The 15614-nt window shown below is 55.6% G+C and carries 14 protein-coding genes; all 14 read right to left on the bottom strand.

Annotated elements, in window-relative coordinates:
• Nucleotides 1-222: 222 nt before the first annotated feature.
• Complete coding sequence (locus P1S59_11175) at nucleotides 223-1692, bottom strand: NADH-quinone oxidoreductase subunit N (GenBank protein MDF1526814.1); 1470 nt, start codon at nucleotides 1690-1692, stop codon at nucleotides 223-225.
• Between the two features lie 12 nt (nucleotides 1693-1704).
• Nucleotides 1705-3318, bottom strand: a complete 1614-nt coding sequence (locus P1S59_11170; protein ID MDF1526813.1) for an NADH-quinone oxidoreductase subunit M — start codon at nucleotides 3316-3318, stop codon at nucleotides 1705-1707.
• 111 nt (nucleotides 3319-3429) lie between these two features.
• Nucleotides 3430-5367 (bottom strand): NADH-quinone oxidoreductase subunit L, encoded by a 1938-nt coding sequence (gene nuoL / locus P1S59_11165; GenBank protein ID MDF1526812.1) that lies wholly within the window; start codon nucleotides 5365-5367, stop codon nucleotides 3430-3432.
• A gap of 11 nt (nucleotides 5368-5378) precedes the next feature.
• Nucleotides 5379-5681 carry an NADH-quinone oxidoreductase subunit NuoK gene (nuoK, locus tag P1S59_11160; GenBank protein ID MDF1526811.1) on the bottom strand — a complete coding sequence of 101 codons (303 nt, stop codon included), beginning with the start codon at nucleotides 5679-5681 and terminating at the stop codon, nucleotides 5379-5381.
• Complete coding sequence (locus P1S59_11155; protein MDF1526810.1) at nucleotides 5678-6190, bottom strand: NADH-quinone oxidoreductase subunit J; 513 nt, start codon at nucleotides 6188-6190, stop codon at nucleotides 5678-5680. Before P1S59_11155 ends, nuoK begins: the two co-directional genes overlap by 4 nt.
• Before the next feature lie 10 nt (nucleotides 6191-6200).
• Nucleotides 6201-6638, bottom strand: a complete 438-nt coding sequence (nuoI, locus tag P1S59_11150; protein MDF1526809.1) for an NADH-quinone oxidoreductase subunit NuoI — start codon at nucleotides 6636-6638, stop codon at nucleotides 6201-6203.
• 25 nt (nucleotides 6639-6663) lie between these two features.
• A complete protein-coding gene (nuoH, locus tag P1S59_11145) occupies nucleotides 6664-7704 on the bottom strand; it encodes an NADH-quinone oxidoreductase subunit NuoH (protein MDF1526808.1) in 1041 nt (346 codons plus the stop codon).
• 12 nt (nucleotides 7705-7716) lie between these two features.
• Nucleotides 7717-10326: a molybdopterin-dependent oxidoreductase gene (locus P1S59_11140; protein MDF1526807.1), complete on the bottom strand. Its 2610-nt coding sequence runs from the start codon at nucleotides 10324-10326 to the stop codon at nucleotides 7717-7719.
• Between the two features lie 6 nt (nucleotides 10327-10332).
• Nucleotides 10333-12147 (bottom strand): NADH-quinone oxidoreductase subunit NuoF, encoded by a 1815-nt coding sequence (locus P1S59_11135; GenBank protein MDF1526806.1) that lies wholly within the window; start codon nucleotides 12145-12147, stop codon nucleotides 10333-10335.
• A gap of 8 nt (nucleotides 12148-12155) precedes the next feature.
• A complete protein-coding gene (gene nuoE, locus P1S59_11130; protein MDF1526805.1) occupies nucleotides 12156-12725 on the bottom strand; it encodes an NADH-quinone oxidoreductase subunit NuoE in 570 nt (189 codons plus the stop codon).
• Nucleotides 12726-12804: 79 nt separating this feature from the next.
• Complete coding sequence (gene nuoD / locus P1S59_11125) at nucleotides 12805-13977, bottom strand: NADH dehydrogenase (quinone) subunit D (protein ID MDF1526804.1); 1173 nt, start codon at nucleotides 13975-13977, stop codon at nucleotides 12805-12807.
• An 11-nt stretch (nucleotides 13978-13988) separates the two neighbouring features.
• Nucleotides 13989-14498 (bottom strand): NADH-quinone oxidoreductase subunit C, encoded by a 510-nt coding sequence (locus P1S59_11120; protein MDF1526803.1) that lies wholly within the window; start codon nucleotides 14496-14498, stop codon nucleotides 13989-13991.
• Complete coding sequence (locus P1S59_11115; protein MDF1526802.1) at nucleotides 14495-15052, bottom strand: NADH-quinone oxidoreductase subunit B; 558 nt, start codon at nucleotides 15050-15052, stop codon at nucleotides 14495-14497. The genes P1S59_11120 and P1S59_11115 overlap by 4 nt, the downstream gene beginning before the upstream one ends.
• The gene (locus P1S59_11110) at nucleotides 15049-15420 is read right to left on the bottom strand and encodes an NADH-quinone oxidoreductase subunit A (protein MDF1526801.1); all 372 of its coding nucleotides are present in this window, start codon (nucleotides 15418-15420) and stop codon (nucleotides 15049-15051) included. Before P1S59_11110 ends, P1S59_11115 begins: the two co-directional genes overlap by 4 nt.
• Nucleotides 15421-15614 lie beyond the last annotated feature (194 nt).

Genomic DNA, 15614 nt, shown 5'->3' with positions numbered 1-15614 from the left:
AAGGAAAGGGAAAACGACGCTTTTCCCTTTCCGTGGAGCGAAAAGTCCCGGATTGGACTTTTTGCGACTCTATCAAGGTTAATGATATCCAGTATCCCCGTTCTTATCAAAAAGGAAGATTCTGACAAATTGACGATGAGTGAAAAGTGGAGGGTGAAAAGGGGATTATTGCTGGTCACTGTATTGCGATTCACGGTTCACTGATAATTTCCGGCTGTGGCTCTACAGGAGGATAGTCGCGGACACCCTGGCTGCCTCGAGGAAGTCTCCTGGAAGTATCCCAAGGAGGATCGTGCCGGCCAGAGCCAGGGCGATGCCGGCCCACAGTATGGGAGATGCTGCGGCCGATTTAAGTTCACCTTCAGGCTCCCGCATGTACATGACCACCACCACCCGCAGATAATAGTAGGCGGCAACGGCGCTGTTGAGGATCCCGATGATGGCCAACCAGTAATACCCGCCCTGAATGGCAGCGTAAAAGATCGAGAGCTTGGCAGCGAAACCGGCTGTAGGAGGAATGCCCGCCAGGGAGAAAAGAAAAATCAGCATGGCCAGGGCCGCGAAAGGGGAGCGGCGTGACAGACCACTGAAATCATCCAGGTTTTCGTGGGATGTTCCTTCGCGGCCAAGATAGATTAGAATGGCGAAAGCGCCGATATTCATAAAGGTGTATGCGAGCAGATAGAACATGATTGCCGATATGGCCCTGTCGGCCTGTCCGCCTACACTGACCACAAGACCAATCAGGATATATCCCACATGGGCGATGGAGGAGTAAGCAAGCATTCTCTTAAGGTTGGTCTGGGCCAGGGCCGCCAGGTTCCCTACTGTCATGGTGAGCACAGCGAACACCGCGACCAGGATCTCCCATTCGTGGCTCAACTGTGGCATGGCCTCAACCAGAACCCGAATAAGAGCCGCAAGACCGGCCGCCTTGGGTCCTGCCGACATAAAAGCTGTCACCGGGGTAGGTGCCCCCTGGTAAACGTCCGGTGTCCACTGGTGGAAAGGTACCATGGAGATCTTGAAACCGAAACCAACCAGGACCATGAACAACCCTACCAGTAGAGCCTTGTCCGCCAATGCAGCGGGATGGGCCCGAAGGGTCTCTCCGATTACCTGGAGATGGGTGCTGCCAGTGACTCCGTAGATATAGGACATACCGAAAAGCAGGATGCCTGTGGCAACGGCACCCAGAACAAAATACTTGAGGGCGGCTTCGTTGGAAAGAGTATCCCTGCGGAAAAAACCGGCCAGGATGTACAGCGACATGGAAAGCAGCTCCAGCCCAAGGAAGATCGTAATAAGTTCACGGCCTGAAGCCATAACCATCATTCCCACTGTGGCGAAAAGCATGAGAGCGTAATATTCTGAATGAGATTCGGAACCGCTGTCGCTGATACGGCGCAGGGAAAGCGCAATAGAAAGGATCAACGCAACGAGGAAGATAACCTTGAAAAAAGAGGCGAAGGGGTCCAGCACGACAGCGTCCCCGAAAGTGGATACGTTCACCTTCCAGGTGGCCGCCGTGGCTGCCAGCGCCGCAATGGCACCAAGGACAGATAGGGCCGCTGATGTCGTATGGCTCTTGGTCCGTGTGATCAGATCCCACACGATAACGGCGAAAGCTGTTAAGGTAAGGATCAGCTCGGGGGCAATGACCCTGAAATCGGGCAATAGGATACTCAGCATCGGGTCACTCCCTTATTCGTCGATTCCATGGGAAGAAAGCACAGCGTCTGATACCGCAACGACCGCAACCTCTTCACCTGATGTATATTTTCCAACAGCGGCTGTGTGGGATCGCTCGCTGTCCTTCGTTCCCACGTTTACCCTGGCCACCACCTCGTTAACGGCTGGTTCCAGGATCCTCAGGAAGGGCCCTGGATAGAGACCGATCCAGAATATAAGGACGATGATCGGAGCCATCACCAGTATTTCCCTGAAGTTCATATCCTTCAGGTCTTCGTTCTCCTTCTTGGTGATCTCACCGAACATGATCTTTTTATACATGTGCAGCATATAGACAGCCCCCAGGATGATGCCTGTGGCAGCGATCGCGCAGTAGACGTACATCTCGGCCTTGAACGCCCCCAGGAGGATGAGAAACTCACCAATGAAACCGTTCAGGCCGGGAAGTCCGATGGAGGAGAAGGTGGCGATCCCGAGCATTACGGCAAAGATCGGCATTTTTTTAGTGAGACCGCCGAAGTCATCAAGCATCCTCGTGTGGCGTCTTTCGTAAAGCACTCCCACCAGGAGGAACAGGGCGCCGGTGGAAAGTCCGTGGTTGACCATCTGCAGAACTCCGCCCTGAATACCCTGAACGGTGAGGGTGAACAGCCCCAATATGACAAAACCGAGATGGCTTACCGAACTGTAGGCCACCAGCTTTTTGGCATCGGGTTGTACCCAGGCCACCAGCGCCCCGTAAATGATCCCGATGAGGGCGAGAGCCATGACATAAGGGATCGCATTCATAGTTGCTTCGGGCATAAGGGGCAGGGAAAACCGCACGAAACCGTAGGTTCCCATTTTGAGAAGCACACCGGCAAGGATGACAGAACCTGCTGTTGGCGCCTCAACGTGGGCGTCAGGAAGCCATGTGTGGAACGGAAATAGCGGTACCTTGATGGCGAAGCCCAGGAACAGGGCCCAGAAGGCCCAGAACTGGATGTTGGATGGAAGTGAACCGTCGAACCATTTAAGAAGGTCAAAGGTGTAGACGCCTGTAGCCGAGCCGTGGGTAAAATAGATGGCCAGAAAACCGATCAGCATGAACAGGCTGCCCACCAGAGTATAGAGGAAGAACTTCACCGCGGCGTAGACACGGCGCTGACCACCCCAGATACCGATGAGTAAAACCATAGGGATCAGCATAACTTCCCAGAAGATATAGAACAGCACCACATCCAGAGAGAAAAAGACTCCGATCATTCCCGTCTGGAGGAAGAGCAGGCACGCCATGTACTCCTTGACCTGCTTCGTTATCGCGGTAAAGGACGATAAAATGGCCAGAACGCCCAGCAGGGTGGTGAGCAGCACCAGCAGCAGGCTGATCCCGTCCACTCCCATGAAATACTGAATTCCAAAGCTCTGGATCCAGGAGACCTTTTCGATCATCTGAAACCCGGGCACCCCCACCTGGAACTTGAACAGGAGCCCCAGTGACGCTACAAAATCGATGAGGGCGATCCCCAGTGCGGTATTTCTGATGGCCGCCGCGTTCTTGCCTGAAATGAAAAGGGCCATGAGGATCGCACCGACGGCAGGGATGTAGGTGATTATGGAAAGTAAGGGTAGGCTCATTTCGCTCATTTATAGCTCTTCCTGGTTAGTATTAACCTGTTTTACTACTGGCTCTCCCTCGACAGGCTCGGGACCCTGAGCTTGGTCGAAGGGCTGGATTCTGGCTCCTGGATTCTGCTTTTAAAACAGCACCCACAGAAGTACAAAAACAAGCCCTCCCGCCATGGAAAGAGCATAGTTCTGTATAAATCCTGTCTGGAGCTTTGAAAGGAACCCACCGGAACGCAGGGCTCCTCCGCCAATACCGTGGAGTGTCCCGTCGATCCCTTTTCCATCAAACTCAGTCCAGAAGATCCCGGCTATCCAGCGCAAGGGCCCCACGATAACCATTTCGTAAAGCTCGTCGACCCACCATTTGTTAAGGAACAGGTCGTAGAGGAAGCCAAAGCTGTTTCGGACACCCTCCGCCACCTGGGGCCGCTTGAGAATGATGTTCAGTGCCAGGAGGATACCTCCTGTGGCGACGGCTACCGATAGAACCATCAGGCCCAGTTCGGTGGTGAGGCTGTGATGGACAACCCCGCCTGCTTCCTCGCCATGCCCTCCTGCGGCCTCAAATAGTGGGCCTAGCCAGTTGTGTATGACGTTGGCCTTGAGGAAAATGGGTATCCCCAGGAACCCGCCGAAAGCTGAAAGGACAGCGAGGATTGAAAGGGGCACCGTTATCACCGAGGGCGATTCGTGGGCATGGGCCTCTACCTCAGGATCCATGCGAGACTCCCCGTGGAAAGTTTTGAAGACCAGGCGGAACATGTAGAAAGCCGTCATGAAAGCGGTGAGAAGCCCCATCGACCAGAGAAGGATGGGCGCGATACCCGGATGGGTTGAATTAAAGGTCGAATAAAGGATCTCATCCTTGGACATGAAGCCCGCGAGGGGCGGGATCCCCGCGATGGCAAGGGACGCTATCACGAAGGTTTTGTATGTCGTGGGCATGATCTTCCGCAGCCCGCCCATCTTCCGGATATCCTGCTCGTCGGACAGGGCATGGATCACGCTCCCGGCGCCAAGAAAGAGAAGCGCTTTAAAGAAGGCGTGGGTCATGAGGTGGAAGATCGCCGCGGTATAGGCACCCACCCCGGCGGCCAGGAACATGTAGCCGAGCTGACTCACTGTGGAATAGGCAAGGACACGTTTGATGTCGTTCTGGACCAGGGCGATGGTTCCTGCGAAAAAGGCCGTGAGGCACCCTACGACGGCTACCACCAGGAGAGTTTCCGGAGCCAGGTTATAAAGTACATGACTGCGGCAGACCATGTACACACCCGCCGTGACCATGGTGGCCGCGTGAATAAGGGCCGATACAGGGGTGGGGCCCTCCATGGCATCCGGGAGCCAGATGTGCAGGGGGATCTGTGCCGACTTGCCGCAGGCCCCGAGGAAGAGCAGCAGTGTAATGAGGATAATAAGGGGATCACCCGTATGAAAATGATTGGGCGCCTCGGCGAACACCCTGGTAAAGTTGAGGGTCCCGAAGGTCACGGCAATGAACAGCATCCCCAGCATGAACCCGAAGTCACCTATGCGGTTAACGATAAACGCTTTTTTGCCAGCCTCGGAGGCGCTGTCCTTATGGTACCAGAACCCGATGAGGAGGTAAGAGCAAAGACCCACCCCTTCCCAACCGACGAAGAGCAGAAGGTAGCTGTTTCCCAGAACCAGCAGCAGCATGGCAAACACGAACAGGTTCAGGTAGAGGAAGTACCTGGAAAACCCCTTATCGTTGTGCATGTAGCCTATGGAGTAAACGTGGATAAGGAACCCGACCCCGCAAACCACGAGGATCATAACAGAGGAAAGGGGATCCAGCAGGAACCCGATGTCAACCGCGAAAACTCCGGAGCTGAACCACTGGTAAAGGATCACCTCAACAACCCGGTGGCCCGGGTCCAGGCTGATCAGCCCCCACACGGAGGCCGCAGCCGCGAGAAAAGAAGCGCCCACTGCGCCGCTGCCCATGATGCCGACCGCCTTCTCGGACATGTTCCTGCCGAAAAGAAGGTTAGCCAGAACAGCCAACAGGGGGAATAGTGGAACCAGGACTATGGCATCAGTCATCGGGTCGTCTCCTAGCCCTTCAGCTGGTTGATCTCATCCACGTTGACCGTTTCAATATTCCTGAACAGCGCCACCACAATGGCTAGCCCAAGAGCCGTCTCTGCAGCGGCAACGGTCATGACGAAGAAGACGAAAACCTGTCCAACAGGGTTTTTCATATAGTGGGAAAAAGCGATGAAGTTCAAGTTCACAGCTGTGAGCATCAACTCAATCGAGAGCAGGACTATGATGACGTTTTTTCTCATAAGCACGCCCATCAGGCCGATAGTGAACAGGATGGCGGACAATACGAGGAAGTGTGTCAGGGAGATCATTCTTTTTCCTCCCTTCTGGCGAGGACCATTGCCCCGAACATGACCACCAGGAGCACCAGGGAGGCCAATTCAAAGGGGAACAGGAACCTTGTATAAAGAGCCCCGCCCACGGCAACGGTGTTTTCCACCGCAGTGCTCTCCACCAGTCCCTGGAAAGGACCGGGGAAAATGCCGCGAACAGCCAGAACTGCCAGAAGTATGAACATGATCAAGGCAACGATCCCTGCCAGGACCGATTGCCGGTGGGTCGATTTGATCCCCTTGACCTCGGAGAGGTTAAAGAGAAACACCACAAAGAGGTAGAGCACCATGAGCGCTCCCGCCGGAACCAGGATCTGGACAACAGCCAGGAACTCAGCCTGCAGCAGCACAAAGATCCCGGCAACATGGAAAAAGCAGGGAATCAGGAAAAGCACCGCATGGACCGGGTTCGGTCTGGAGACAGCCAGGAGAGCCGTCACAACCACCACCACAGCGAAATAGTAAAATGTAATGTCGTACAGACCCATTTCCGTACTCCTAAAGGCTATCGTATTTGGGGTCTTCCCCTTTGGTGAGCATCTGTTCTCTGGTAACTCGCAGCTTGGCAAGGTCGGTGAGGGTCAGCTCGAAATCCTTGCCCATGAACACCGCGTCCACAGGGCACACCTCCTGGCAGAAACCGCAGAAGATGCAAAGACCCAGATCGATCACATAACTGTCCACAACCTTTTCGTGATCCTCGCCCTCGGAGGTTTCCAGGGTGATCGCTCCCGATGGGCAAACTTCAGGGCACAACCCGCATCCTACACAGCGTTCCTTGCCGTTTTCGTCCCGTTTCAGGACCTGGCCCCCTCGGAACCTGTCCGGAAGGTCATAATAAACCTCCGGGTATCTCATGGTCACCGGCTTGGAAAAGAAATACCGTAACGTAAGGGTGAGCCCTTTGATCAGATCTGTCTGAAAGATATTAGTCATCAATCCCACAGCAATCTCCCGCTTATCAGCCTATCTGGGCCATCCTCATGATGCCCGAGATGAATATATTGAAAAGAGCCAGGGGCAGGAGGATCTTCCATCCCAGGGACATGAGCTGATCGTATCGCAGCCTCGGGAAGGTCCACCTTACCCATACAAAGAAGAACATGAAAAACGCCACCTTGGAGATGAACCAAACCACCGGCATAGCGTAAAGGACAACGGCTGCCGGCAGCAGCCCTTCGATGAACGGTCCTATGATCGGTACAGGCAGCCATCCGCCGAGAAACAAAGTGACCATTACACAGGAGCCGGAGATCATGGCGACATATTCAGAAAGCATGAAAATGGCCCATCTCATGCTTCCATATTCGACGAAATAGCCAGCTACCAATTCGCTTTCCGCCTCAGGCAGGTCGAAGGGCAGGCGGTTGGTTTCGGCAAAAATGGCAACCAGAAAGATAGCAAACCCGAGGAACTGGGGGATGATGAACCAGTTGGGGAGAAAACCGAATATCAGGCCCTGTTGAGCCTCGACGATCTTCACCATGGAAAGAGAACCCGAATACATGAGGACTCCAATGATGGACAATCCGAGGGATATTTCGTAGCTGATCATCTGGGCGCAGGAACGAAGTCCGCCTAACAGGGCGTACTTATTGTTCGATGCGTAGCCGCCCATGATAATACCGAAGACTCCCAGGGATGAGATGGCAAGGATATATATCAGGCCCACATTGACGTTGCCGATCAGGATGTGTGGCCCCACAGGGATGACAGCGAAGGTGAGGAGGGCCGGTGTAAGACAAAGGAGAGGGGCCAGGTAAAAGACAGGCTTGTCTACATTCCTGGGTGTAATGTCCTCCTTGAGAAACAGTTTGATACTGTCAGCGATGGGCTGAAAAATGCCAATGGGACCGACGTAAAGCGGTCCGTGCCGATGCTGGATGTGTCCGCAAACCTTGCGCTCCACCCAGTTCATCACCACAACGCCGCCCAGAGCGACAGCGAATATACCGATGATCTTCAGCAGCAATATCAGGAGGTAAAGCCAGATGTTCTCCATAAAGATGCCCTTTTATGATCCCACACGTGAAATGGAAATGTATGTCATCGTCTTCTCTCTTACAGGGTCACTGGTCATCAGGGAGTTGACAGACATGTTGCTGTAGTGGGCAGGAATAAAGACCACGCCCTTCTGACTCCGCGGTGTAATCTTTGCCACCGCTTCAATCTGCCCCTTTTCACTGCTGACGAGGACCCGGTCGCCATCGGCGATTCCGAGATCCTTTGCATCGAGTGGGCTGATCTCTGCCTTTGCCTCGGGAGCCAGTTCATTCAGGCCTTTGGCCCACTTGGTGGTGGTGCCGGAGTGGAAGAGGATCATTCCCGAAAGCAGGGCGAGTGGATAGTCGGTGGAAGGTTCACCCACATCCTGCTGTTTGACTGCTCTGAGCTGCCCCTTACCGCCGGGGAAACCGTCACCGTGGAGGTAGCTGGTACCCGGATGATCTTCACCTGGACAAGGCCAGTGCAGCCCGGCAGCCTCCAACCGCTCGGGCGTTATGCCCCTATAGGAGGGAATCTCACTGGCGATGGCCCTGGTGACCTCCATCGCTCCGGCATAAGGCTGCGGCTGTCCGAAAGCCTCGAAAAGTTCACACAGAATTTTCCAGTCCGCCCGGGTTTTCCCTGGAGGCGCAATGGCTTTTCTGACCCGCTGAACCCGGCGGTCGGTGTTGGTGAAGGTACCGTCCTTTTCAGGGCCGGCTGTTGCCGGGAGCACCACATCAGCCATTTGGGCTGTGTCGGTAAGGAAGATATCCTGAACCACCAGAAAATCCAGGTTCTCCAGGGCCTTTTGTACCAGTCCCCTGTCGGGGAAAGCCGTCAGGGGGTTCTCCCCCATGATATAGAGCCCTTTGAGGTCACCAGCAGCAGCGGCTTCCATCATTGCCATTGCATCAAGTCCAGGCTGGGATCCATCAGGAAGTGGCTGGTATCCAGGAAGACTGTCAGGCAGGGCTCCCATGTCCATCACGCCCTGCACGTTGTTGTACTCGGACAGGGGAAGGATACCCGCCCCGGCCTTGCCCACGTTGCCTGTGATCAGGGCGAGGTTGGCGGCAGCTGCCACGGTGTCCTCACCTGTATAGGAACCGGAGGCGGGGGAGAGGATAATGGTCATTGCGGAAGCCGCGGCGATCGTTCTGGCCGTTTCCCGGATACTGTTCGCGCTTATACCTGTGAGTGCTTCAACCTTTTCAGGCGTGAATTCGTCAGTGGTTTCCTTGATGTTCTCGAGGCCTGATACCCTGGAGGCAATGAAATCCTTGTCCTCCAGCCCTTCGGCCAGGATCACGTGGATCAGCCCGTTGGCCAGAGCCACTGCCGTTCCCGGCTTCATGTTCAAATAGGTGTTTGCGAAGTTGGCAAGCTTGATCTTCCGGGGGTTGGCCACCACCAGAGTGGCACCTCCCTGCCGCGCCCGCTTCAGGACCTTGAGTCCCACAATGTGGGCATCTTCAGTTACATTGGCATCGAGGGCGAAGATCAGATCAGAGTCGTCCAGATCGGCCAGAGAATCTGTGGGCGCGGCGACCCCGAAAGCCTTTTTCAGCGCTTCCATAGCCGGGGCATGGCCGAACCGTGCCACGGAATCCACATTGTCGGAACCCAGAACGGTTCTGATAAACCTCTGGAAAAGGTAGTTTTCCTCGTTGGTGCATCTGGCGGAAGCGATACCCCCCACTGTAGATGGGCCGCCCGTGATGATGGCCTTGAAGCGGTCAACTATAGTCTGATAGGCCTCGTCCCAGGTGGCCTCAACGAGAGAATCTCCCTTGCGAACAAGAGGAGTCTTGAGACGATCAGGGTGGCCCACGTATTCGTAGCCAAAGCGGCCCTTGGCGCACAGGAAGCCGTCGTTATTGGTCCCCTCGTCGTCAACCCCGAGAACATGGTAGATCCGGTCCTTCTTGACCTCGAGGTTGAGTGTGCAGCCTACACCGCAGAATGGGCAGGTGGTGCGAACGGGAGTCAGTTCCCAGACAGGGGAGGTGTGCTTGAAAATCCGGCTGTAAAGACTGCCCACCGGGCAGACCTGGACACACTGGCCGCAGAATTCGCAGTCCAGCGCCCTGCCGAAGCTGGGTTCGACAACCGTTCCAAACCCTCTCTGAACGAAGTCCAGTTGCCCCTCGCCCTGCACCTCGTCGCAGATCCTGACACACTTGCCGCACTGGATACAGCGTTTCTGATTGCTCTCGATGAGAGGGGAAAGATAGTCGATCTTCTTTTCCACCTCTATGGGACCAAACCTGCTCGCATCCTTCCCGTGCTCGAAAGCCATATCCTGAAGATGGCAGCGCCCGGACTGGGGGCACACAGGGCAGTCGAGGGGGTGGTAGGTGAGGAGCAGCTCGATAACGGCCTCCCTCGCCTGCTTTACCTTGGGAGTAGCTGTGTTCAGCACCATCCCCTGGGAAACCGGGGTAACGCAGGAAGCGAACAGCTTGCCGGACCCCTCTACCTCCACCACACAGAGCCTGCAGGCCCCGAAGGGAACCAAATGCTTGTGATCGCAGAAAGTGGGAATATCGATGTCCAGTTTCTGGGCAGCATGGAGCATCGTGGTCCCGCTGGGGACCTCAACATGTTTTCCATCTATTGTCAGGCTGACGGTCATATCCCGCTATTCCTTCGCCACGGCATCGAAGCGGCACACCTCATAACACATGTTGCACTTGGTACACCGCTCCTGGTCGATGGTATGGAGTTCTTTTCGCTCCCCTGAAATGGCTTCCACTGGACACTTCTTGGCACACACCGTACATCCGGTACAGTTGTCCGTTATTTTATAGGTGATAAGTGCCGTACAGACCTTGGCAGGGCACTTCCCATCCTTGATATGGGCGTGATACTCCTCCTCAAAATATCTGAGGGTGGACAGGACCGGGTTGGGAGCGGTCTGACCGAGGCCGCACAAGGATGTGCTCTTGATGTTCTCACCGAGATCCTTGAGGTTTGCTATATCCTCTTCGGTCCCCTTGCCTTCCGTGATCCTCTCCAGAATGCCCAGCATGACCTTGGTGCCCAGGCGGCACGGAACGCATTTTCCGCACGACTCGGCGGCGGTGAACTTGAGGAAATAGCGGGCCACGTCCACCATGCAGTCGGTCTCGTCCATGACCACGACGCCGCCAGAGCCCATCATGGCTCCAGCCTGGATGAGGGAATCGTAATCGATGGCGGTTTCCGCCAGCTTTGCAGGGAGACAGCCCCCGGAGGGTCCTCCCAGCTGGGCGGCCTTGAAGGCACGGCCTTCCTCGATACCCCCTCCGATCTCGTGAATGATCTCTCTCAGGGTGGTGCCCGCGACGACTTCTATGAGTCCCGTGTTGATGATCTTGCCGGTAAGGGCAAACACCTTGGTGCCCTTGGTGCCTTCGGTGCCCACCGCGGCGTAGCTCTCAGCCCCTTTAAGGATTATGGGCGGCACGCAGGCGTATGTTTCCACGTTGTTGATGTTGCTGGGCTTGCCCCAGAGCCCTTTGACGGCGGGAAAAGGCGGGCGGGAGCGGGGCATACCCCGCCTCCCTTCGATGGAGGCCATGAGAGCTGTTTCCTCTCCGCAGACGAAAGCGCCTGCCCCCTCCTTGACCCGCAGCCCGAAGGAGAAACCGCTGCCTAAAATATTGTCTCCCAGATAACCCTTCTCTTCAGCCAGAGCAATGGCTGTCAGGAGTCTCTTGATCGCAAGGGGATATTCGGCGCGGCAGTAGATGTAACCGTAACTCGCCCCGATGGCGTAACCGGCGATGATCATCCCCTCCAGAACCGCATGGGGATCACCCTCGAGGACACTGCGGTCCATAAAGGCCCCCGGGTCTCCTTCGTCGGCGTTGCATACAAGGTATTTCTGGTCACCGTGGGCGTTGGCGCAGAACTCCCATTTCAGACCTGCCGGGAACCCGCCGCCGCCACGACCGCGAAGACCCGATGCCTTGACCGTCTCACGCACCTGCTCGGGCGACATGGTCTTTATTGCCTTTTCGAGGCCCTGATAACCGTCCGTCTCGATGTAATCCTCAATGAGATCGGGATCGATGAACCCGCAGCGCCTGAGAACGATCCTCTTCTGTTTTTTGTAGACAGGGAGGTCCTGGTAGCTGGGGATCCCGTCATAGGCTGAATCACCCTCCCCGATGATCTGGCCGAAGGCCATCTCGGATATCGGATGTCCGCCCACAACATGGTTCTGGAGGATCTCCTCAACCATTTTGGGCTCCACCTTGCGGTAGGTCACCCTTCCGCGGCCTGGAGTGTCCACATCCAGGAGGACTTCCTGGGAGCACATGCCGATGCACCCTGTCTTGATGATGGGGACCTCTATCTTGAGCTTGTCGAACCCTTCGTGCACAGCCGTGAGGACTCCTTCAGCCCCTGTCGCCAGCCCGCAGGTTCCCATCCCGATGTAGATCCGCTGTCCGCCGGTGTCGCTAGCCATGGAACGTCTCACTCCCCGGAGGCATCTTCGCCGCCGTCATTTTTCTCACCCTCGCTGCCCTCGGCCTCGATTTCCGCAAGAGCCTTCTTGCGGAACTTCTTGAGAACCGTTTCCGCCGTATTGGGATCAAGGTTTCCGAAGGCGTCATGATCAATCATTATGACCGGAGCCAATCCGCAGGCGCCGATACACGCTACCTCCTCGAAGGAGAAAATCAGGTCTGCCGTGGTCCCGCCATGTTTGACCCCCAGCTCATTTTCCATCCTGTGGATCACCTGCGCGCCGCCTTTGACGTGACACGCGGTCCCGGCGCAGGCCCGGATTATGTGCCTGCCTCTTGGGCTGAGGTGAAACTGGGTGTAGAAGGTGAGGACCCCGTAAACCTGACTACGATAACTACCGGTACCGTCGGCCACAGCGTTGGCGGCCTCCTCAGGCACGTAGCCGTAGGCATCCTGGACCTGCTGAAGAATAGGAATGAGCATCCCCTTCTGACCAGCAAGCCTGTCCAGGATCTCGTAAACCGGCTTAAGATCAATGGGTTCATCCGGTTTTTTTGCTGCAGCTGCCTCGCTCACTGCGACCTCCATATACCGTTCATAATAAAGCTGGTTCCTACTTAATTATTTCCCTGGTTACTTCCCTGACCTGTCCGACTCACCTGTCGATCTCACCCAGCACGATATCCAGACTTCCGATGACAGCCACAACATCAGCCAGCATGTTGCCCTTGCACATGGTCAGGAGAGACTGAAGGTTCACAAAGCAGGGCGGTCGAATTCGGAGCCGGTAGGGTTTAGGGCTGCCGTCGCTGACAATGTAGAACCCTATCTCCCCCTTGGGTGACTCTATAGTGGAGTACGCTTCGCCAACAGGTGGTGCAAGCCCATCGATCACCAGTTTGAAATGGTGGATCATGGCTTCCATGGACTTCTTTACACGCGCTTTTTCAGGGTAGACATATCGGGCGGAGCTTTCGATAAAGGGGCCTTCCGGAAGCTTTTCAACGATCTGTCTGAGAATCCGTAAAGACTGTCTCATCTCCTCAAGGCGGATCAGGTACCTGGCGTAGACATCACCCTCGGGGAGGACCGGAATATCAAACTCCAGTTCGTCATAGATCTCGTAGGGCTCGTCCCTCCGGATATCCCAATCCACACCGGAGGCACGGGCACTCGGTCCGGAGAGACCCAGGCTGATGGCATCCTCGCGGTTGATGACACCAACACCTTTGGTACGGCCCATCCAGATCCTGTTTTTGGTGAGAAGTCTCTCGTACTCCTGGATCTTGATGTCCATCTTGTTCACGAAAGCTGTTATCTTGGCGCTGAAATCAGGCAGGATGTCTCTTGCCACCCCTCCAGGACGGAAATAGGTAGGCATCAACCTGGTCCCGGCGGTTTCCTCGATGAGGTCCAGGACATCTTCCCGCTCCCGCAGTGTATACATGAGCATGGTTACGGCGCCGATATCGGCGGCGTGTGTACCCAGCCACAACAGGTGGCTCATGATCCTGGAAAGTTCTGCGATGGCCACACGGACGTACTGCGCTCTCCTCGGCACATCTATCCCGAGAAGCTTTTCCACCGCCAGAATATACGCCAGGTTATTGCTCCCGGCGGCGATGTAATCAAGCCTGTCGGTGAGGGGAAGTACCTGCAGGTACTTCTTGCTCTCTGATAGCTTCTCGACCCCCCTGTGGAGGTACCCTATGTCGGGGATGGCATTGACGACAACCTCTCCATCCAACTCAAGGATGACCCGAAGGACCCCGTGGGTGGAGGGGTGGTGGGGCCCCATGTTGATGGTCATGATCTCTTGCCTGGCCACCTATACCTCCCTTACCATCGTACCCGGCCCTGGAGAGGAAACTCCTTGCGGAGCGGGTGCCCCTCGAAGCCATCAGGATTGAGTATTCGCCTTGGATCCGGGTGGTCTTCGAACCGGATCCCGAACATATCGTATACCTCCCGCTCCAGCCAGTCCGCCGTCTTCCAGACGCCGCTCGCTGTGGGAGTGCTCTCACCTTCGGCCAGCCGCACCTTGATCCTGAACCTGTGGCGGAGGGAGATCGAATAGAGTTGAAGGACGATGTCGAACTCGGCCCCTTCCCTCTTCGGCCAGTGCACAGCGGTGAGATCGGAGAGAAAATTAAAAAGAAGGGCCGGATCGTCCCTGAGCAAGGTCAGGACCGCAATGGAGTCTGAGGGCGCTACCACTGCCCAGACCTCGCCGCAGGAGGTTCCCACCTCCAGGACTGCGGAAGGAAGTTCCCTGCGTAAGGCTGTTACAGCAGGGTGGCTTTCCGGATCGCTCCCAGAGAAGTTTTGTCGGTTCCAGTCGACTGTCAAACCGCTTCCTCCTTCTTGGTAGGTCCGATATATCCAGGCGCTATCCTTCTGGGCTTGGCAGCGAAGTTGACCTGACCGTCGATCTGCATCTGAAGGGTCATGATTCCGTGGATCAAAGCCTCGGGCCTGGGAGGGCACCCGGGAATGTACACATCCACCGGGATGATGTTATGGACGCCCGGAACCACACTGTAGGTCTGAAATACTCCTCCACAGGTAGCACAGCTCCCCATAGCGATAACCCATTTTGGTTCGGCCATCTGATCGTAGAGCTTCTTTACCACCGGCGCCATTTTATTGGTCACCGTACCGGCAACGATCATGAGGTCCGCCTGCCGGGGTGAGGCTCTGAAAACTTCCCAACCGAAGCGCGCCATGTCGTACCGCGCGGCTGCGGCAGAGATCATTTCGATGGCACAGCACGCGAGGCCGAAAGTCAGCGGCCAGAGGGAGGACCTCTGGGCCCAGTTCATAACCACACTGGAGGAGGTCAGGAGAATATTGGCTTCCTTTGGGCCGGGGCCCTTATAAATTTTTGTAGGATTCTTGCTCATCGCCAGTCCAGTGCACCCTTTCTCCAGATATAGGCATAGCCGAGTAGCAGGATCATTATGAAGATGATCATCTCAACGAAGCCGAAGAGGATCGGATTGAACTTGCCAAAAAGTACCGCCCAGGGATAAAGAAACACTACCTCGATGTCGAACAGGATGAAAAGCATGGCCACCAGATAGAAGCGCACATCGAACCGCTGGCGGGCATCCTTGAAGGGGATCATGCCGCATTCGTAGGTGGACTCTTTCTCGGAAGTGGGGTAGCGTCGGCCTGCCAGGCGGCCCAGAATTTCCGAACCGATGAGCATTCCAACGCCGAGTACGACGACAACGGCAACGTAGATCAAAATGGGCAAAAACCCTAAAATGACGTTCTCTCCCACCGTGCGCCCTCCCTCTGGGATATTTGCCGGTTCGGTTTTGCTGCGCCGACCGCATTACTGACTGCTTGTCTTCGTATTATGGACCGACTTTTTATATTCGTATTACTGATAGTGCAGGTCTCAAAGGTCCGACCATGAATTGAAAGCGGTATACAACAACTTGCCTCTCTTGTCTATAG

This window comes from bacterium (genome assembly GCA_029210965.1).
Classification (GTDB): domain Bacteria; phylum BMS3Abin14; class BMS3Abin14; order BMS3Abin14; family BMS3Abin14; genus JALHUC01.
Note: the sequence above shows the minus strand (reverse complement) of the source record. Positions and strands in the feature narration are given on the sequence as shown.